Annotated in this window: 15 protein-coding genes and 1 pseudogene; 15 read left to right on the top strand and 1 reads right to left on the bottom strand. The window is 69.4% G+C overall.

All coding sequences use genetic code 11. The features are described 5' to 3' along the window. Window position 1 precedes the first annotated feature (1 nt). The 13 genes from IE239_RS10715 to IE239_RS10655 all read left to right on the top strand — a co-directional run bounded on the left by IE239_RS10715 (window position 2) and on the right by IE239_RS10655 (window position 16074). Entirely contained in the window at window positions 2-2494 is a 2493-nt protein-coding gene (locus tag IE239_RS10715) for a type IV secretory system conjugative DNA transfer family protein (RefSeq protein ID WP_190149019.1), read from the top strand. After that, window positions 2491-3507: a replication-relaxation family protein gene (locus tag IE239_RS10710; protein ID WP_190149018.1), complete on the top strand. Its 1017-nt coding sequence runs from the start codon at window positions 2491-2493 to the stop codon at window positions 3505-3507. The genes IE239_RS10715 and IE239_RS10710 overlap by 4 nt, the downstream gene beginning before the upstream one ends. A gap of 34 nt (window positions 3508-3541) precedes the next feature. Then, window positions 3542-4891 carry a ParB/RepB/Spo0J family partition protein gene (locus tag IE239_RS10705; protein ID WP_024126973.1) on the top strand — a complete coding sequence of 450 codons (1350 nt, stop codon included), beginning with the start codon at window positions 3542-3544 and terminating at the stop codon, window positions 4889-4891. After that, entirely contained in the window at window positions 4888-6003 is a 1116-nt protein-coding gene (locus tag IE239_RS10700) for a DUF4417 domain-containing protein (RefSeq protein WP_024126974.1), read from the top strand. The genes IE239_RS10705 and IE239_RS10700 overlap by 4 nt, the downstream gene beginning before the upstream one ends. A gap of 79 nt (window positions 6004-6082) precedes the next feature. Further along, complete coding sequence (locus IE239_RS10695; protein ID WP_190149017.1) at window positions 6083-6484, top strand: hypothetical protein; 402 nt, start codon at window positions 6083-6085, stop codon at window positions 6482-6484. Next, window positions 6484-9111 (top strand): hypothetical protein, encoded by a 2628-nt coding sequence (locus IE239_RS10690; RefSeq protein WP_024126976.1) that lies wholly within the window; start codon window positions 6484-6486, stop codon window positions 9109-9111. Before IE239_RS10695 ends, IE239_RS10690 begins: the two co-directional genes overlap by 1 nt. Continuing rightward, window positions 9111-11378: a hypothetical protein gene (locus IE239_RS10685; protein ID WP_190149016.1), complete on the top strand. Its 2268-nt coding sequence runs from the start codon at window positions 9111-9113 to the stop codon at window positions 11376-11378. The genes IE239_RS10690 and IE239_RS10685 overlap by 1 nt, the downstream gene beginning before the upstream one ends. Window positions 11379-11392: 14 nt before the next feature. Next, window positions 11393-11857: a hypothetical protein gene (locus tag IE239_RS10680; RefSeq protein ID WP_024126978.1), complete on the top strand. Its 465-nt coding sequence runs from the start codon at window positions 11393-11395 to the stop codon at window positions 11855-11857. A gap of 162 nt (window positions 11858-12019) precedes the next feature. After that, a complete protein-coding gene (locus IE239_RS10675; protein WP_024126979.1) occupies window positions 12020-12448 on the top strand; it encodes a hypothetical protein in 429 nt (142 codons plus the stop codon). Between the two features lie 230 nt (window positions 12449-12678). Next, the gene (locus tag IE239_RS10670) at window positions 12679-13185 is read left to right on the top strand and encodes a hypothetical protein (RefSeq protein ID WP_190149015.1); all 507 of its coding nucleotides are present in this window, start codon (window positions 12679-12681) and stop codon (window positions 13183-13185) included. 75 nt (window positions 13186-13260) lie between these two features. Further along, window positions 13261-13716, top strand: coding sequence for a hypothetical protein (locus IE239_RS10665; RefSeq protein ID WP_229878013.1), 456 nt, complete (start codon window positions 13261-13263; stop codon window positions 13714-13716). After that, window positions 13709-14479 (top strand): GP88 family protein, encoded by a 771-nt coding sequence (locus tag IE239_RS10660; RefSeq protein WP_024127001.1) that lies wholly within the window; start codon window positions 13709-13711, stop codon window positions 14477-14479. Before IE239_RS10665 ends, IE239_RS10660 begins: the two co-directional genes overlap by 8 nt. A gap of 251 nt (window positions 14480-14730) precedes the next feature. Continuing rightward, window positions 14731-16074, top strand: coding sequence for a hypothetical protein (locus IE239_RS10655; RefSeq protein WP_190149014.1), 1344 nt, complete (start codon window positions 14731-14733; stop codon window positions 16072-16074). 340 nt (window positions 16075-16414) lie between these two features. Here IE239_RS10655 and IE239_RS10650 read toward each other — a convergent pair whose 3' ends face one another. Further along, window positions 16415-18013 carry an ADP-ribosylglycohydrolase family protein gene (locus tag IE239_RS10650; protein WP_229878012.1) on the bottom strand — a complete coding sequence of 533 codons (1599 nt, stop codon included), beginning with the start codon at window positions 18011-18013 and terminating at the stop codon, window positions 16415-16417. Between the two features lie 295 nt (window positions 18014-18308). On the opposite strand from IE239_RS10650, the pseudogene IE239_RS10645 reads away from it, so the two are divergent. Next, a pseudogene (locus tag IE239_RS10645) lies at window positions 18309-18731 on the top strand (HU family DNA-binding protein); the annotation flags it as partial. A 90-nt stretch (window positions 18732-18821) separates the two neighbouring features. After that, a complete protein-coding gene (locus IE239_RS10640; protein ID WP_024127005.1) occupies window positions 18822-19637 on the top strand; it encodes a hypothetical protein in 816 nt (271 codons plus the stop codon). Window positions 19638-19639: the final 2 nt, after the last annotated feature.

The raw sequence follows: 19639 nt of genomic DNA, 5'->3' as shown, positions 1-19639 counted from the left end.
CATGACCATCGCACCAGACCCGACCGTCGCACCGCCGGTCGATCTCGCCAAGCCGCAAGCGGACGTCCGCGACAAGCCGGCCACCCGGGAGATGCACTACGCCCGCGCGGAGCTGGCCCTGGCCCTCCCTGACCACCTCGCCCTGCGCGAAGTGCCGCTCACCCCGGACCCGCTCGAGGCCCTGGCCAACGCGGTCGCCGACGTCCGCGAGGACCTCGGCGAGAGCGCCGACGTCATGCTGGACCTCGTTCCCGTCGCCCCGAACCGGGTCGGCAGCCGCCGCCGGCGCCTGCTCGCCCAGGCCCGCCGCAACCCGTCCGACGGTCCGGCCATACCCGGCATGCCGCAACAGCGCACCAACCGGTTCGGCTTCGACCTCGGCGCCGTCATGTCCGAGATCGCCACCGAGATGAAGGGCAACCAGGGCGGCGGCGGCGCCCGGCAGCGGCAGCACCACCAGCAGCAGCAGCGCACCCACCGCGTCGCCGACATGAAGGCCGCGATGGGCAAGCTCGCCCCTGGCGCCGAGCCGGTCTTCTCCATGCAGCTGCTCGTCCGCACCTGCGCACGCGATGAGTACCGGGCCCGGATGCTGCTGGACCAGATCCTCGCCGCCCTGGAGCCGTGGTCCGGCGACAACCACCTCCGGCCCGTCGGCCTCCACCTCGGAGTCACCCGCGTCCGTTCGGACCACTGGTTCTACCGGAGCAAGTTCGACCGCCGCTTCGAGACCGGGCTCTTCGTGCCGCGCCGGCACTCCTGGGTGACCGCCCAGGAGATCGCCGGCCTGCTCAAGCCGCCCACCAAGCACAACAACGCCCCCAACATCACCCGCTCGGGCGGGGTCGTGCCGCCCCCTCCGGCGGCCCTCCCGACGTGGACGGGACAGCAGGGCCTGCTCCCTCTCGGCTGGGTATCCAAGTCCGGCGGCGGCGAGCGCCTGGCCGGCGTCCCGCTGAAGTACCTGCTGTTCGCGTTGTTCCTCGGCAAGTCCGGCTTCGGCAAGACCGAGATGTCGCTCGTGCAGGCGATCGCCCTGGCTCACAACGGGTTCGGCGTGCTCTTCCTCGACCCCCACGGCGACGGCTGGACCCGCGCGCGCCCGTACCTGGCGCACAAAGAACTGGCCGACCGGATCTGGGAAATCGACCTCACGTCCCCGGAGCTCGACAAGATGGTCGGCTCCTGGAATCCGCTGTCCATGGAGCGCCGGCGCGAGTCGGAGATCCCCGACCTCGTCCAGTACATCGTCACCGGCTTCGCCGCGGCCCTGAACTGGAGCGACAGCGCCGGCCGAGCGAAGACCATCCTCACCAGGGCGGTCGAGTCCCTGGTCTACCTGTCGTGGCACGTCTGCCGCGCCGGGCGGCCCGAGCTGGCGCCCACCGTCTTCCAGATCCGTACGATCCTCACCGACGCCGTGTGGCGCACCAACGTGCTGCCTTACCTGCCCAAGGACATCCGGGACTTCTGGGAGAACGTCTTCCCGAGCTACAGCAAGGAAGCCGTACCGGTCGTCACCAACATCATCGAGCGCCTGTCGTCCAGCAACGCGATCAAGGCGTTCCTCGGGTCGAGCCGGTCGACGTACGACATCCGGCACGCCATGGACACCGGCAAGATCGTCTTCGTCTGCCCCGCCGGCACCGGCGACGTCGACCGCATCATCAGCTCCCTGCTGATCTACGACCTCTTCCGCGCCGGCCTCTCACGACGAGACACCCCGCCCGACCAGCGCCGCGACTTCTACACCTTCATCGACGAGCTGACCAGCGTGGACGGCGCGTCCAAGGGCACCCTCGCCCAGATCACCGAGCAGCTGCGCAAGTACAACGTGAAGTTGCTCGCCATGACGCAGATGGCGCAGCGGCTGAGCGCCACCACCAGGCAGGGCCTGCTGCAGAATCTGTCCATCCTGTCGACGACCGCGTCCGACGTCGACGAGGCGACGCTGGTCACCCGACGGTGGGGAAAGAAGGTCTCCCCCGACACGATCGTCCAGCTCAACCGGTACAACTACGTGATGTCGGTGACGCTCGACGGCGGTACGAGCGACCCGTTCCGTGTCCGCGGTGCCTCGGTGGAGGACCTGTACGGCGACTACTACCGGCCGCAGAACGAGGAGCGGCTGGCGCGGGCCATCGACGAGAACCTGCAGCGCCGCTCGGTGCGCGACATCCTCACCGACCTGCGCCGGCTGGACCTGAGGCTGCGCCGGTTCATCGTCACCCTCGATGTCCCGCCGGACGACGACGATCCCACCGGCGCCGATGTGCCGCCCGACGAGCCCGACTTCGATGAAGCCGCACCTGCGGACGACGAAGGCCCCGGTGGACCGACACATGGCACGGTGTCCGCCGGTGGGCCCGCCAAGCCGCGGGTTCACGACAGCGAAGGCACCCTCATCAGCGGCGCGCAGCCGGATCCGGCTGACGAGACCCCGAACAACGTGCACCCGATCAATCCCCACCAGAACCAGTCGAGGCTCGGATGAACATGCCCCTTGCCGAGTCGCCGGCGACGTCGGCGCCGACGCGCAGCTTTCACACGATCGGCCGCGAAATCCTGGAACTGCTGTACCAGCACCGGGTGCTGTCCACCCCCCAGCTGCATGTGCTGCTGACCCTGCCCGAGAAGCGGCCGGGCCGTCCCGTGTACCTGCGCTGGCAGCTCGGCGAGCTGCACCAGGCCGGGCTGGTCGACCGGATCCGGGCACAGGGACCCGGCGGCCGCGGGCGCGTCCAGAGCCTGCCGTTCCTGTGGTTCCTCACCGAAGCCGGCGCCGCGTCGGTGGAGGAGGCCGGAGAGCTGCCCTCCCGGCCCTACCGGGTGTCGCCCGAGTCGGTCGCCGGGGCCCGGCAGGCGCACACGCTCGGCGTGAACGAGGTCGGTGTTGCCTTCGTCGAGTGGGCGCGCCGCCTCGGCCACGAGTGCGGTCCGCTGGACTGGACCCCGGAGGTCGCCAACCGGATCCGTGACGGGCAGCGCCGCTTCGAGGACGACCACGTCATCAGCGACGCCATCCTCAACTACGTGCACATGGAGCGCGGTGGCCGGCGCACGATGCTCAGCTTCTTCGTGGAGTTCGACCGCGCCACGATGACCTCCGCGCGGCTCGCCGCGAAGCTCCAGGCCTACGGCCGGCTGTACGAGTACGTCCCGCAAAGTGTGGACCGCACGCGACGGACCCCGAACGCGACGCGGCCGGCGTGGATGTACAACTACCCGGTCTTCCCCCGGGTCCTGGTGATTCTCGACGCGGCGCCGCCGAAGGCCGGGGAGCCGGACCGGCGCCCGCAGCGGCTGGCCGCGCGTACCGAGGACCTCTACACCCGCGCCGCGGCGGACGTCCGTCTCAGCCGGCTCAAGGGCGACATCCACATCGGCGTCACCACCCTGCAGCAGCTCCAGGAGCACGGGCCGTTCGCCCCGATCTTCACCCCGCTGCTGAGCGGCACGCAGTCCGCCCGCCCCGCCCCTACCGACCTCTACCTCGCCACGAAGTGACCGGCCGCGCCCCGGCCCCGAAGGAAGCAGCACCATGACCAGTACCTCGCTCGAGGCTCCGCCCGACGGCGGGAGCATGATCCGGCTCACCGAGATCCTGCACCGCAGCGTCAAGCTGCGGCAGCGGCGGTTCGAGATGCTGCCGCTGCGCGGCCAGGGCGCACCCTTCACCGAGCCCCACGCCCGCAACCCCTCCGACTCCCTGCCTCCGTCCGAGCTCGCCGACCTCATCTCCTCCATGTCCGTCATCGGCCTCCTGGAGCCGGTCCTGGCCGAGGAGATCGTCGTCGACGGGAAGGCGCCGACGATCCGTCTGGTCACGGGGGAGCGCCGACTGCGTGCGATGCGCTGGGGCGCCGTCAACCGGCCGGACAACCCGCACTTCGCGGCCCTGCCCGCCGTGGTCTGCCCAGGTCCCCTGTCCGAAGAGGAGCGTCACATGTGGCGCTTCGTCGAAAATTTCGCGCGCGAGCCTCTCCGGCCCGGCGAGCAGGCCGCCGCCCTGCTGTACCAGCGGTGCGCCATCCTGGTCGGCAAGCTCCTCAAGGCCGGCAAGCCCGTGCCCCAGGAGGTCTACGCGATTCCTGACCCGGCAGAGCGGTTCTACGCCCTGGAGAAGATCCGCGGCACCGACAGCGCATGTGCCGCTCCCTGGAGCGAGGTGCTGGACCGGCTCGGGCTGCAGCTCAACGAGCGCAAGGCCGGCGAGCTCGTGCGTGCGTTCCGCGCGCTGCCGCGTGACCTCACCGAGGAGATGGACGAGGCGGCGGTCCGCTTGAACACGCGGATCAAGTTCGCCGAGCTCCGCAATGGCCGGGCGCAGGCTGCTGAGGGCATTTGGGCCGCGTTGAAGTCCTCCAAGCGGCTCCACCTGCTGCCGACCGCCGTGAACGTCGGCTTGGAGGAGCCCGAGCTTGACCCAGAAGAGATCATCACCGAAGCCGAGGAGCGTCAGGACGCGGCGAACGCCGGCCGCCGGGCGAAGCTCACCCGGGTCCTGAGCAGCTCAGAAGCTCAGGAGGAATCCGAGGACGGCGATGACGACGCCGCCCCGTCGGCATTCGGCCAGGAAGGACCGGCCGAGGTCTCGGTGGCGGTCGGTGCGTCGCAGCCGGCACCGGCGCCGGCGGCCGAGGCCGGCACGGCGGAGCTGTCGGCCGACGCCGCCCCCAGTCGCCCGGCCGTGGAAACCGACACGATCCGCACCGCCCTGGACGGAATCCGCAGCCTGCTGGTCGAGGTCCGAGCCGGCAAGGAGATCGCGCGATACGACCGCGGCTCCCTGCGTCTCGCCCTGCGCGAGCTCAGTACCCACCTTGACGACGTCCCCGCCGGCGACCAGACAGACCACGACGCGATGAACGAAGGAAGCGAAGCCGCATGACCAGTGTTTCCCTGCCCATCCCGACCGTCGGCGTGCCCCTGCCCGGCCGGGGCTGCGACTGCAACAGCTGCGCCTTCTACGCCGGCCCTGACGGTCGGGGAGGCCCGGCCACTGTCGAGCCGCTGTGCACCGGCCAGAACTCCGACTGCCGGTTCTGCGGGTGCGCGGCGGCCGAAGCTGACGCTCCGGCGAACGCGTGCGTGACCCGGAAGTGCCCGATCCGGTGCGGGAGCCGGACCGACATAGCCGGGTGGATGGCCGACGTCGGCGGCACCCTGACCTTTGACGACATCACCGTCGAAAGCACCCTGCCCACCGGCTTGCCGTCCTTCATTCCCATGACTGACGGCAGCGCCATCACCAAGCTCGACACCAGCCTGAACTGGCCGGCCTACGGGGTCGGACTGCGGCGCGTCTTCTCCCCGGACACCCACACGCTCTACAAGCGCTTCACCGAGCAGACCGCACGCCAGGCCCTCGCCCTCGGGGAACACCAAAAGGCCGTCCTTGTCGGCTACGGCGAGGACCCCCTCGTCGAGGCCTTCTGGACCCGCCGCGAACGCGACAGGCTCGTCGAGCGAATAGCTGAGCAGGAGTGGGACCTGGTGCTCTCGTGCAACTACAGCATCTACGGCGACTGGCCCCGCACCGAGCACCTGCTGAACATGCGCCGCAGCCTGATGCTCGCCCAGGAGTTCGCCGAGGCCGGCGTGAACGTCGTACCGAACGTGTACTGGTTCCGGCTGGAAGATCTCCAGCGCTATCTCGCCTGGATCGAGGACACCCAGCCGGCGGGCATCGCCATCAACGTGCAGACCGTCCGCGACAACGCCGACTGGGACAGCTGGGAGCGGCCCGGCCTGCACTGGCTTGCCGAGCATCTGCCCGAGGACATGCCGGTCTTCCTCACTGGCCTGTCCCGAGCCAACCGCATCGCCGAGATGGCCGAGATCTTCGGTCCCCGGTTGACCCTGATCTCCCAGAACCCCCATCAGTACGCCCTGCACGGCGCGATCATGACCCCCAACGGCCGCGAGGATGTCCACGCCCGAAGCGAGGACGCCTTCGCAGCCACGGTCCAGTACATGGCCTCGCTCCTGCCGAACCGCTGAAACTTCTTCGCCCGCACTGTCACACCGGCGGCTCCTCCCACACCTGTAGCAGGTGAAAGCACCTACGGGAGGAGCCTCCATGACGACCGACACCAACCACCCTGATGCCGAGACGACGCAGACGCCGACGGCCGCTCCCGCCTGGCGCCTGTGGATCCTGCTCGTCTGGCACCCCGCGCTCGGCCTCCCGGTCGACCCCGTCGCCGTTCTCGGCCTCGACGAGGGCCAGCAGCAGTCCGCACCGGTCGTGCGCTGGGTCCCACTTGTCTACGAGGCTGCCGACCCCTGGCGAGAGCGCCTGAGCGCGCCTACGACCAGCCTGGACATCGAACGTTGGATCGCGCAGTCCGGCGGCGTGTGCGCGATTGAGCCCGTCGACGTTCCCGATGGCGCGCTCGACCTCACCCACGCCGCCGACCTCGTCCTGGATGCACTGCTCGCCGAGGTCATCCTTGCGCTCCCGCTGCGGGGTGACAGCTGATGGGCACGGGCAGCAAGTCCTCGCACGCCTCCTACGCCGTAGGGCCCACCACCGCGTCCGAGGCGGACGACGTGGTGGCCGAAGCGCCGGCGCAGCCCATGTCCGACGAGGAAGTCCAGGCCAAGGCCGACCTCCTGATGGCGATGAACCTCATGGAGGAGATCACCGACCCGCCGTTCGCCCTCGACCCCGAGGACGAAGTCCCGACGGACCCCGTCGAGCGGTACGACGCCTTCGTCGGCCAGGTCGAGCAGGCTCAGGAGGCCATCGAGAAGCTGAAGGAGGCGGGCGCTTCCGACGAGGAGATTGAGGCCCATACCAAGGCGCTGAAGGCGCAGACCCTCGCCTACCTGAACTCGCTCGACGAGGACGACCTGCGCGAGATCGCCGAGGCCAAAGGCTTCGAACACCCGGCGCTGGTGGGCCTGTCCGGCAAGGGCCAGCACCCGTTGGTTCACTGGCTCGACCCCGCGTACCCGGGCGACATCCCGTCCAAGGCGAAGATCCAGGCCGCCGCTCTCAACCGGTACAACGAGCTGCTCGCCGGCAAGACGGTCGGCGGAATGACGCTGGCTGACCTGCACGAGCTCGAGGGAACCGAGCCGCCCCTCAGCGGCGGCGCCTGGAAGGCCACGCCGGACGAGGTCGCGGCCTCCGCCCAGGCGGTGACCGCGTCGATCGAAGCCTGGAACGAGGTGAAGAAGACCTACGGGCCACAGTCTCAGGAGCAGAGGGCCGAGGCCCTGCAGGCCATGCTGGCCGCCGAGCAGAAGTTGGCGTCGGCCGACTGTCCTGAGCTCGGCGAGGACCTGGCCAAGGCCAAGGCCGAGGCCAAGGCGGTGGTCGACGAAGCTCTCCATCACACGTACGTGGCGCCGAAGGACGTCCAGCCGCTGGTGCAGGAGGCTCTCGCCTCGGGGAAGCTGAGCGAGACCGAGGCGCAGCACCTCGGTGGTCACCAGCTCGTGGCACTTATGCGGCCCTCCACGCCGGAAAGCGAAGTGGAGTCGCTGAAGGCCCTGGCGGCCAAGAGGCAGGAGCAGCTGGCGAACCTCGACGCCGGCTATGCCGCCCACGTTGCGATGGCTCCCGGTGGGGACCAGCCGCTCAACCTGCCGCCTGCGGGCGATCCGGGCGCGCCGCAGGCGATCGCCGCGTGGGCGAAGAACGCCGGTGACGTCCGGGACATGCAGACGGGCGTGAACGGCTGGTACGCCTACACCCAGCAAGGCGGTGCCAGCGACACCCCGTACGCCGAGCACCCGGCCCTCGGACCGGGGAAGTACCTCCAGCCCAACGAGATCACCAGCGACTTCAAGACGTGGGCCGGGAAGCAGAAGCTCGCCGACCTGCGCACCGTCGCGGCCGAGCTGGGGATGGACAACAACGGCAAGGCCACGCGGGCCCAGGTCCAGAACTACATCGCCGCGAGCTTCAACAAGAAGTACGACCAGCAGGCCATCAAGGACAAGGTCAACGCGGACGTCGCGAAGAAGGAAGCGGCCAAGGCCGCCAAGTCGGCAGCCGCCGTGGCACCTTCGGCGAAGCCCGATGGGGGTCTGGCCTCCGACGAGGCGGTCCAGGCCCTGGCGAGCAAGCTGCCGAAGAACGGCGCGACCGCCACGCCCAAGCCGGCCGCAACCGCAGCGAAGCCGGCGAAGGCGCCGAAGCCGGGGTCGTTCAACGCGAACATCCAGGCGCTGATGGCCGAGGTCCAGCAAGCGAAGGCGACCAGCCAGGACGTCCCGGCCTACATCGATCCCAAGGAGGTCGCTAGCTGGTCCTTCGGCGCGGGTACCAAGGTGTCGAATCTCGGCGGGACGTACGCCAAGACCGTCCATGCCGGCCCGGACGGCTCGCAGTGGATGTTCAAGGCCGACCACAACCACGGCGGTGCCCTGGGCCACACCGAGGCCGCCGCGTCCCAAGTCCTGTCGCTGGGCGGCGTGCCGGCAGTGCCGGTGTACCACCACAAGAAGGCCGACGGCACGGCCGGTTCCATCCAGCCGCTGCTCAAGGACGCCAAGCCGTTCACTTCCAGCCCGAGCCAGTGGACGCAGTCCCAGGTCGACGCGATCGTCCGGTCGCACGTGGGCTCCTGGTTCGTCGGCGAGCACGACGGTCACCAGGACAACTGGCTGGCCACGCCCTCGGGCGGCCTCGTGCAGATTGATCGCGGGCAGGCCTTCAAGCACTACGGCCTGGACAAGCTATCGGTCGACTACGCCCCCAGCGGCGGAGGCGGCTTCACCCCGATCCACCAGAAGCTCTACCAAGCAGCCCTGGGAGGCGGCTTGGCCAAGGGCGTCAAGATCAGTCCTGCCGCCGCGCACCCGGTGATCAAGAAGTTCGAGTCCATGCCGGATGCACAGCTGCGCTCGATCCTGCACTCCACCGCGCACGAGGGCGTCAAGGCCGGCGTGGCGTGGGTGCCGCAGATGCGCAGCAAGGCGGCCAAGGCGCTGAAAGTCCCGCAGTCCCAGGTCACGCACGCCCAGATCGCCACGGCGTTCCTGGACCACGCAGTCGAGAGGAAGAACAACTTGCGTCAGAACTTCGCCGACTTCTTCGTCAAGCAGATGGGTCTGCCCTCCGGCGCCTCCCTCAAGCACGGCGGTGGTAGCTGATGGGAACCGGATCCAAGTCGAGCCACCAGAGCTACGCGGTCAGCCCCACCGCGCTCGCCGAGGCACCCACCGCGCCGCCGGACATCACCGGAGCGCCGGATGCGGCCGAGGGGACCGACCTCACGGGCGCGGCCGCGGGAGGCACGGGCATCCCCGAGCCCGAGGAGCTGGATCTCTCTCAGCTGCTTGCCGAACCTGCTCTCCCTGCGGAAGCTCCCGCTGCCGAGGACGCTCCGGCGGAGCTCGACGCGCTTCCGGGCGCCGAACCCGCACCTGAGCCTGACGTGTCCGCTACCGGACCCGAGGAGGAACTCCAGGAGGCTTCGGCCGAGCCCGAGGGCCTCGCGGCCGAGGGGGAGCTGCAGGGCAGCGCTGAGGAGGCGCCGGCGGAGGAGGCTGGACTGCTCCACGCCGACGACATCGAGGAGGTCCAGGAGGAAGAGGAGGAGACGGACCCGCCGCTGACGCCGGTGCCGGCCGCGCCCCCCGTCGGCGAGCCGACCGGCACGCCGCTCCTCGTGGGCGGGGACGACTTCATCAACTCCGAAGCCACCCTGGTCGCCTATGACTCGCCGGACGGCCCGCGGGAGGTGCTGCTCACGCACATATCCGAGGAGGCCGAGGAGAAGCTCCTCGACGCGCTGAGCATCCCCGGCACCCACATGGAGGAGATCCAGGTGGAGGAGGAGGTCAAGGAGCGCCTCGACCTCGACAAGGAGAAGAAGCTGGCCGAGCTGACCAAGACCGCGGTCAGCTCGGTGCAGCACAAGCTGAAGACCGGCTCCGAGATGTCGGATGCGTCGATCGCCAAGCACCAGGCGGCCGTCGACGCGGTGTCCGCCGTCCTGAGCGACCCGTCGATCAGCGACGACGAGAAGGCCATGGCCCAGCACTACATGGACCAGCTGAACGTCGTGAAGGACAAGATCGACAACGGCGGGTCGGTCATGCCGTGGATGGACGCCTACGAGGTGACCGAGACCAAGATGGTCACCAAGCAGATACCGGTGCCCAACGGGGAGCCGGAGCCCGGCACGCTCGCCGCGACGGTCCGCAAGGCCAGCCGGATCAAGGCGTCCCTCGACCCGGAGACGGGCCAGTCGTCCTGGGACGGCGTCACCCGCAGCTCCGCCAACGGCACCGAGTACGAGATCGACATGGGGGACGGCTGGACCGCCGTCTACCGCCCGTACAAGGACAACGACCCGAAGCACACGGAGTTCTCGCTTCGCGGGCAGCTCGAAGTCCACGCCCCGGCCGGCGCCGGCCACGGCAAGGACCTCGTGGAGCGCCTGGAGCAACTGCACCTGATGAACAAGCCGATGACCGCGGCCGAGGGTGAGTGGACGTACCTGTCGAACAACATCCAGGCGCAGGGGCTCGGTGGGGCCGCCGGCATGCAGGCGGCCATGGACACGGCTCAGGGACTTCAGGACCTTCAGGTCCAGGAGATCGTGCACCAGCGGATGGAGACCCTCATGGGCCTCGACAGCGGGGCCCTGCAGACGGCGATGAAGCGGATCCAGTTGGAGGCCGCCCACAAGGTGCTGCCGATGAAGGTTGAGGTCGTCCGGGACGCCGTGGCCAAGGCCTCCGGATTCTCGGACGGGGCCGCACTGGCGGCCAGCCCGGGCTACGAGCCGACACCGTCGACGTCCGGCAAGTGGCTGACGTGGTCTCGCTTCGACGTGACGGGGAAGCAGGCCGAGATTCAGGGGGCGTTCAAGGGGAGGTCCCTGACCCATGGTCTCCACGGCGGTGCGCTCGCCAGTCTCCTGGGAACCGGCGTACTGGCCTCCACGGAGAAGCGGGCCGTCATGGGCATCGGCGGCGGACTCGGCATGAGCGAGCAGGCCGACAAGATGACTGGCGGCGCCAACAGCGTGTTCCTGCGGGTCAAGAAGACTCCCAGTCAGCCGAGCGGCGGCATGCTGATCTGGGACGACCCGAGCGTGCTGATGCGACGCAGTGACTACTACGCCTACAACGGCGACCACTTCGGCGCCATCAACCCCGCGCACCACAACTACAACGAGAGCGCGATCACCCGCGACCCGATGAAGATCGCGAAATTCTCCGCCGCCGGCAACGAGGTCATGTTCAGGAACGGGCTCGACCTGTTCGGAGCGGAGGCGCCCAGCCGGATCGTGTGCCACACCGCCGCGGAGCGCACCACCATCCTCGCTTCCCTCGCCTCACGTGGCATCACCCACATGGGCGGGAAGGCCGTTGAGGATGTCCTGTGCACGACCGACGACTACAGCTGACAAGGAGCGATCGAATGACACAGCAGTGGCGACAGCGATTCTCGGACCTGGTCGCGGGCAACCACAGCCCCACGGGCGACCCGGTGGACGCCGGCGCGCGCCTGATCGTGTGGGACCCGGACGGGACGGAGGTCTTCCGCGCCGCCCTCGCCCGGCACCACCGGGTCGAGGACGAGGATGAGCCAGAGCAGGTTCTGTGGATCCGGCCGCTGGTTGGCGGCGAGGACAACGGCGGCGGCTACCTGTTCAATCTCAACGCCACCCGCCGGCGCTCCCTGACCTGCGCTCGCGGCACCCTTGTCGACGACGGGGTGGAGATAGACCTGACCAGTGGGCAGCGAGCACGCATCGAGCCGGCCGACGGCCCTGAGCTGGAGCAGCTGATCCACTGGGACGACTTCACCAACCGGCTCGCCCCCGACGAGGACGCCGCGCTCAAGCGCCTGGACGCCGACTCATGGCATGGACGGTACGCATGAGGGTCCCGGCGCCGGCACCGAAGAGGCGAGCAAGGGGCGTGTTGGCATGATGGCCTCGAGGCCCCGGCGGCCGCGCAGAGGAACCGGGAGGTCTCGCTGCGCCGGCCGCATGCCGACCGGCATCGACGCAAGGTCCAGACTGCGCCCGAGAGGAGGAAGCACATGGCAGATCGAGCCCACCCGGTAACGGAGCAGCGGCACGCCGAACTGCGGAGCCCGCTGCCGGAGGACGAGCGGAACCTGCCTGTCGACGTGCATTGGCTGCGCCGGCGAGCGAAGCAGTTCGCCTCCGTCTCGCAGCGAGACTTCCACCTCGTCTTGGACCTCGCGGCGTACGCGTCGATCAGCGGCATGCCGTTCCTCTCGCACTACGCAGCCCAGGTGTATCTGGGCCCGAAGAGCGCGCGGCTGAAGGTGCCGTTGATGGCCGTCAACCTCCAGCTGGTGACGACGCGCGAGGAAGCGGACCGCGCGTTGGCTCACGAGACCATGCACCTGGTCGTTCCGTCGTACGGTCACAAGGCAGCCGCGTTCGCCCGGGCCCAGCTCCTGCTCGACCAGGTCGGACAGCTCACCGCCTCGCCGGCGTAGTCCGGCGTCCACCGGCCGGCCGCGCTGCTGCTCTCCCAGGAGCAGCAGCTGGGCGGCCGTCACTTCAAGCGATGCGTTGCGTATTCGTCTTTCAATATGTATTGTGGTGCGTGTCGGACGGGGAAGACCCCGCCGGCCGGAGCCGCAGTTCGCGGCCATCGACTCCAGCCCTGGTGACCCTGACACGCGCCAGCGTGCCGATCACGGGCCTGACCCTTCTCGGAGACCCCATGCCGAGCACCATGAAGAAGCCCTTCAACTACGTCGAGAACGCAGCCGTTACGGCCGCGGTGAAGCGCGCCCGGACCGGTCAGCCCGCTCAGATCGGCCCGGACCCGGCCCTCCACAGTCAGGACGCCGAACTGCACTGGGTGGAGGCGGTGCTGCGCCACCGCCTCTCGCTGCGCTCCCTCAACCGCCCGGTCAGCATCCGTGCCAAGGACGACGACATCCATCCGCTCGTCGCGGACGGCCAGCACTTCCCCGCGGTGGCGCTGTCCATCCCCTTCGCGGACAGGACGCTGACCTTCCTCGCGAGCTACGACGACCGCCGCCGCCTCGTCTTCGACCTCCTCGCCCCGTGCGAGCGGTGCGGCGCGCCGGTTCCCGCCGAGGAAATCAACTCCCTTGAGGACCTGGGCGACTACCTCCTCCAGGCCCGCGACACGCTCGGGGGATCCCCCCGCCTCCGTACCTCCCCCGCGCACGCCGCGGGCTGCCTCGCACGCGGCGACTGATCGCGCTCCCCCCTTGCCCACTGGCGCCCCCGGCTGATGCAGCCGGGGGCGCCCTGCATGAAGCGACACCTCACCATGACGACAGCAATACCCGGCCCCTCCGCCGGCAAAGAACCTGTGCAGCACGAGCCGGCCCCCCAGCCCACCCCTGACGCACACGGCCCCTTCGGCCGGGTCGTCGACGTCCGCAAAGACGCCCCGACTTCGGCGTCACCGGCGTGGGTGACGTGGCTGCTGTTCATGGTTCCGCTGTGCATCGCCGAGTTCCGGGACCTCCCGGAGTTCGAGATTGCGCGCGTCTCGGCGCGAGCCGCCGACCTGATCGCCAGCCACGGCGACGACGCGCAGTACGGCGGCCACCACCAGCGCAGTGCGCGCACCGCCATCGCCAAAGGACTCGCCGTGCTCGCGAGAGCCGACGGCGGCGTGACCGCGCTGGGAATCCACGCGTGCGTCCGCCCCCATGTCGGCTGCCCCGGCATTTCACCCACCCACTCCTCCCCTTCGAAGCACGAGGAACGAGATGTCTGAGAACAACACGACCGGCAGCACCAAGCCCAAGCGGCTCCTCACCCAGAACTCGGACCTGAGGAGGATCGGCGTATTCAACTGGACGCTTCCGGCTTTTGTGATCGAAATGCCTGACGGCAGTCATTTCAACGTCTGCCCCCAGGCGGGCGTGTGCGCCCAGTTGTGCTATGCCCGGGTCGGCACGTACCGGTTCAAGAATGTCCGCGCAGCTCACATTCGAAATCTTCTCCTCTGCCGGGACGCCCCCGAAGAGTTCGAGAGGCGAATGACGGAAGAACTCAGCCATAAGCGATACGCCGGAAAGTGGATTCGCTTGCATGATTCAGGCGAGTTCTTTTCCGATGAATACCTCCTCACTTGGACGCGCATCATGAGGAATTCGCCGGGAGTCCGTTTTTACTGCTACACCAAGGAAATCAGCCGCTTTCGTCGGCTGGTTGTGGACGATGCACCCGAAAATTTCCTCTGGTGCTGGAGCCTGGGCGGGAAGGAGGATCACCTCATCGACTTGAAGACCGAGCGGCACGCGGACGTTTTCCCAACCGTGGAGGCGCTGATCGCCGCCGACTACACCGACCAGACCGAATCCGACCTCCTTTCTGTTCTCAGCGAGTCCCCTCTTGTGGGAATCCCGGCCAATCGGATCCCTCACCTTCTCAAGAAGCAAGGGCAGGAGACATTCGGCAGCCTTCAGCGGGCGCGCGACAAGAAGCTCCGCGCGAAGAACTCGGGCACGGACCAGGACTTTGCCCTCGCGCACTGACCGCTCACGTGGGGGTGCCTTCGGGGAGGGGCGGTGATCCGCCCCTCCCCGAAGGCGCCCCCACGGGCACTGACGTTGCCTATTAGCCAAACGTGATGTACTTTAGCGCCTGCCCCTGCACGATCGAGGGCGCCGGCACGGAGAGGAGCCGGCGATGCCGGTCACAGCTCGAGCTCGTTCCATCCAGGCCCCCACCCTCGGGGCCACGACTACGGCCTGCGGGTTCACTGCCGGTCCGACAAGGAGTATCAGTGATTCCCGCCGACGCCGATGAACTTGTGACCTCGCAGGACATCGCGACCAAGTACAAGGTCAACGAAGCCAACGTGGCCTACTGGGTCACGCTCGAGGGCTTTCCGGAGGGATGGCCGTCCGGTCCTGGGCGAACCCTGGTCCGCGACGCTGCGCTGGTGGACGACTGGCTGCGCGAGAACCTCCCGGTCTACTGGGCGCAGGGGCAGGACTCGGACAACCCGTACGGCCTGCCTGAGGGCGGTCCGAAGGACCTGGTGAAGCTGTCGGACATCGCCGCCTGGGAGGGCAAGGCCCTCGGGCGGAAGGAACCGGTGCCCGAGGTCACCCTGCGGACGTACATCTCCCGGAAGAAGATGCCGGGGCCCGACCGCAAGCCGGGGGACGGGGAGCGGCCGGAGGTGACGGAACGCATGTGGTTCCGCGAGACGGCATACGAGTTCGTGAACCGGCCTCGTCGCATGCGCCGCCAGAAGACGTCGGAGGAGCCGGCGGTCGCTGAACAGGCCCCTGCAGCCGCCGGCGAGAGCTCGGAACGTGCTTCCACCGCGCGGACGGGGTACGTCGATGCCCAAGCCATCGCGAGCACGTACAGCGTGAGCGGTCAGACGGCCAGGGGGTGGACCCGCGTTGAGGGGTTCCCCGAGGCCGGCGAGAACGGCTACAGCGCGGCCGAGGTGGACGAGTGGGTCCGGCACAACCGCCGGCGGTCCTGGACCGCGGCCCAGCGTCGTACGGAACTGACGGGTCAGGCGTGGCCCGAGACGTCGGCAGCCGACTCCTCTGCCGACGTCCAGGTCGAGCCGGCGCCGGCGGATGAGTCGGTGTCCGAAGCCCGCGGTGAGCAGACGGAATTGACCGCGGAGATGATCGGCCCGCGGTATGGCGTCTCCGAGCGCACCGGGCTGCAGTGGATCAGCGTCAAGGAGAAGGGAGACGGCAAGAAGGTCATCCGCCGGGCCTTCCCGACGCCCCTGCGCACCCGTCCGCGCACGTATGCCGCGCACGCGGTCGACGCGTGGGTGAAGGAGCACCGCCCACACGTATGGGCGGCCGCCAAGGGCACCGGGCCGGCATTGGTCAACCCGCTGCCTGAGGGCGACCCCCTGGACCTGCTGGACATCTACGACTTCGCCGAGGTGCTGGGCATGGCCACCCGCGGCGAACCCCTCGCGCGCGAGACCATCCACGCCTACCACGCCCGCGGGCAGGTCCCGTTCGCCGACCGGACGGCCGGGGACGGCGGAAAGCCCCGGGTCCTTCAAGACCACTGGTACCGCCGGACTGTCTACGACTTCGTCCTCAGCCGCAGGGGGTCCGGCAACTTCGACGCCAGGGCATAGAGGGACGGCGCGAGGCACGGTCGGGGGCCGGCGGGAAGCCCGCCGGCCCCCATGGCGCGCGCTCGACCGGGCTCCGGGCCGCGCCGCGCCGCAAGCGCGTCGCCCTGCCAGGCGATCGGCCTGTCACAAGTCCGGTCCCGGCGGGGGCCACGGGCTGCGCAGATGGCCCGGAAACGCGGAGCCCGTCGGCCATGTGGCCGACGGGCTCCGGGTGCATCTACATCTGGTCGCTGTGTCTGTCCTAGCGGGGCGCTGACGAGCTGACGGCGCACCGAGAGGGGCGCGGTCTCCGCCGGAGACCGCGCCCCTGGTTTCAGCGGTGCCACGCACCGTGCCGGAATCAACCGCGCTTGCGGAAGAAGAGGCTACGGCGGGTGCGGGGCTGCGGCTGGTACGGCGGCTGCCCTGCCAGTTCGTAGACGGCGTCGTGGAGCTGCGGGTGCGCCAAGAGGGTCCAGTGCTTGCCCAGGACCGTCCAGACTTCCGTCAGGGCGGTGTGCGGGTCCGTTCCCAAGAGCGTGCTGTAGGCCGCCGCCACGGCCGGGGTGCGCGAGCGGCCCGCGACACAGTGGAGGAAGACGCGCTTCCCTTCCTTCCGGAGCCGAAGGACCTGGCGGGCCGCCTGGTCAAGGGCGTAGTGGAGGTTGGGGTTCGCGCCCTCCTTGTCGACAAGCCAGACGCGGACATGCTCAGCGTCGATCCGGGAGAAGACCGGGTCCTGCCCGATGCGGCACAGGGAGACGACGGCGTCGACCGGCGGGGTGCCGTTGAACTCGGTCATCGGGAGGTTGCCGAGGATGACCCCGGGGTCCTCCGGGTGAGCCACCGTGAAGGCCGCACCCGCATAGCCGGGAATCTTGACGCGCGGGGCCGAAGGCCAGCCGTCGCTGTCGTCGTCACCCTTGCGGGCGGTCAGGACGGCCAGACGGACGAGGTCGGGGCCGGACATCATCGGCCAGCCGTTCACCGCCCGCTGCCAGTCGAGCGGGATGGCAGAAACGCCCCAGCGCGCCCCGAGAAGGGTGCCTGCGATCGCGGCCACGGTGTCGGTGTCGTTGCCCGCGCGGACAGCCGCCTCGGTGGCGAGCTGGAAGTGCTGGGCGGGGAACGAGTCGCGCTCCGGCGCCAGGTCGGGGACGGGCGTGCGGGTGATGGCGGACCACGCGGCCTGGAGAGCGGTGACCACGTACCCGTTCCGCTCCCAGTGGTGCGGCGGGTTCGCCTCGGCCTCGTCCAGCCTCGCGTGCCAGATCTCCTGCCGGTCTGCGGGAAGGAGCGCTACACCCTGGCGGACGCCGTCGAAGGTGCCTTCGAGTACGGCGATGCGGACGCCGGAGCACCACAGAATGCACGCCTCGGCACACTCGGGGTCGGAGTGCGTGAGGGAGCTGATCATGGTGGCTGCCCTGACCATTCCCTCGACGTCGTCCAGGTAGGCGAGGGCAACGATGCCGGTCCGCATGAGGGAGCCGTTACCCGCGCTGAACCGGGTGCGCGCGGTGTAGGCGTCGGCTGCCGCCAGCATGGCCTGTGCGGGTGTCCCCGTCTTGTGGGCCTTCGCGGCGCCGAGCACGCTGCGGGTCTGGTTCCCGATGTCGCTCGCGCCGCCGTCACGCCACCGGTGGAAGTTGCGGGCGATCTGGTCGAGCGCCCCGTCGCTGGTCAGGTCGGCGCCGGTGGCGGCGACTGCGGCGATGCACACGTGCATCTGCGTGTCGTCGGAGTACTCGCCCGGCTTGTACGGGCCCAGGCCGCCGCCGATCATGGCGGGCTGCTCGTCGGCGGTCAGTCGGCGGCCGAACTCGTAGGGCACGCCCAACGCGTCTCCGCACGCGGCTCCGAGGAGAACGCCGGCTGCGCGGTCGGTGGCGTGAATGCTGAGCGGGTGGGACGCCGGGATCGGGGTGGCGGCGGTGGAATCAACGAGCTTCGTGTTCACGGGTGTTCTCCCGAGGTCATGTACCGCGTGGATGGTCTGAGGAAGGCGGTGGCGGGGAGCGCGGCATCAACTCGCCTGGCGCTCCAACCCGCTGTCGCTACGTCAGAGTGACACGGCCCCACCTCTCTCGTCAACATGACGATTAGCGTTGCGTGTTCTTTTTTTCGTGTGTACTGTGGTGGTTGTCGGAGGCGCTCACACCACTCCGTACGACGCGCCCCGTCTCCCTTCGCGGGCCCCATGCCAGCGCCCCCGCCTGGCGCCCAAATCCCTTTACATGCACAGGAGTTCAGCTATGAATAAGGCCCAGCTCGTCGAAGCGGTCGCAGAGAAGATGGGCAGCCGCCAGCAGGCCGCCGACGCCGTCGACCACGTGCTCGACGCCATCCTCCGCGCCGTTGTCGCCGGAGAGCGCGTCTCCGTCACCGGATTCGGGGCATTCGAGAAGGTCGACCGCCCGGCCCGGTACGCCCGCAACCCGCAGACGGGTGAGCGGGTGCGGGTCAAGAAGACCTCCGTTCCCCGATTCCGCCCGGGGCAGGGCTTCAAGGACCTCGTCAGCGGCGCGAAGAAGCTGCCCAAGGGCAGCGAGGTGGCCGTGAAGAAGGCCCCGAAGGGCAGCCTCACCGGCGGCGCCGCCTCCGCCGCCACGGCGAAGAAGGCGGCTGCCAAGAAGGCCGCGCCGAAGAAGCCCGCCAAGGCCATGAAGTCGCTCGCCTGATCCCCATCGCCGGACCCCCGTCCCTCTGGCGTTTCCATCTCGACGGCCGGGCGCTGCTGCGCCCGGCCGAATCGGAGAGACCCCCTGATGACCTACCTCGTGATTGACGGCGCCCGCGTCATCTCTGCTCACCGAACTCTGGCCTCCGCCCGCTCAGGGGAGGCGCAGGGGCTCGGGCACAGCACCGAACCCGGCCCATCGGTCGGCGGCGTACCGGCCTGGTGGGCAAGGCCGCAACAGAGCGGCGCGCTGGCGGAGCTCGGCATCCTTCGCACTGCCGCGACCGAGCTCGGTTTCCGCTTCGAGCTGCGCGCCTGCCAGGCGCCGGCCGGTTCCTGCACCCAGCGGCCGTGCGCCACATACGCCACCTGGGCTGTCAGCCGCCGGTACGGACTCCTGAGCGAGCTGGCCGCGTTCGTGCCCCTGTCCTGGATCTGGGTCGGCCAGCGTAGCGACGACCCCCGCGGTGACGCGCCGCAGTTCCTCACCGAGGGCCGGGCCCTCGTCGACCGTCTGGCGGCAGACATGCGGCAGCCTCTGCGCGCCGTCGAACAACTGCCGGATGACACCCGGACTCTGGCGGAGCGAGCCCAGTCCGCCCACGCCCGTGCCGTCACGTTTCTGGCGCGGCACTTCGGCCCCGACTCCGAAGCCGGGGGCGTCGTGGTCCGCCCGGTCCTTCACGGCCAGGACCTGCATCTGAGGCTGGACCCGTCAACTCCGGCGGACCTGGCCGTCTGCGGCACAGCGTTGCCAGGCCGCCGAGGGGATGCCACCGGCGCCGAACTGGGCGCACATCCCTGTGACCGGTGCTTCGGGCGCGCCCCCATCGTCCCGTCCCCCGTGCTCGGCGCCGCCGAGTACGAGGCGTGGATCGCGTACATCCACCAGCCCGGCTCGTGACC

Origin of the sequence: Streptomyces humidus, from assembly GCF_014649655.1 — a bacterium.
In the GTDB taxonomy this organism is placed as follows: domain Bacteria; phylum Actinomycetota; class Actinomycetes; order Streptomycetales; family Streptomycetaceae; genus Streptomyces; species Streptomyces humidus.
The sequence above is the reverse complement of the archived record's forward strand: the minus strand, read 5'-3'. Positions and strand labels throughout refer to the sequence as shown.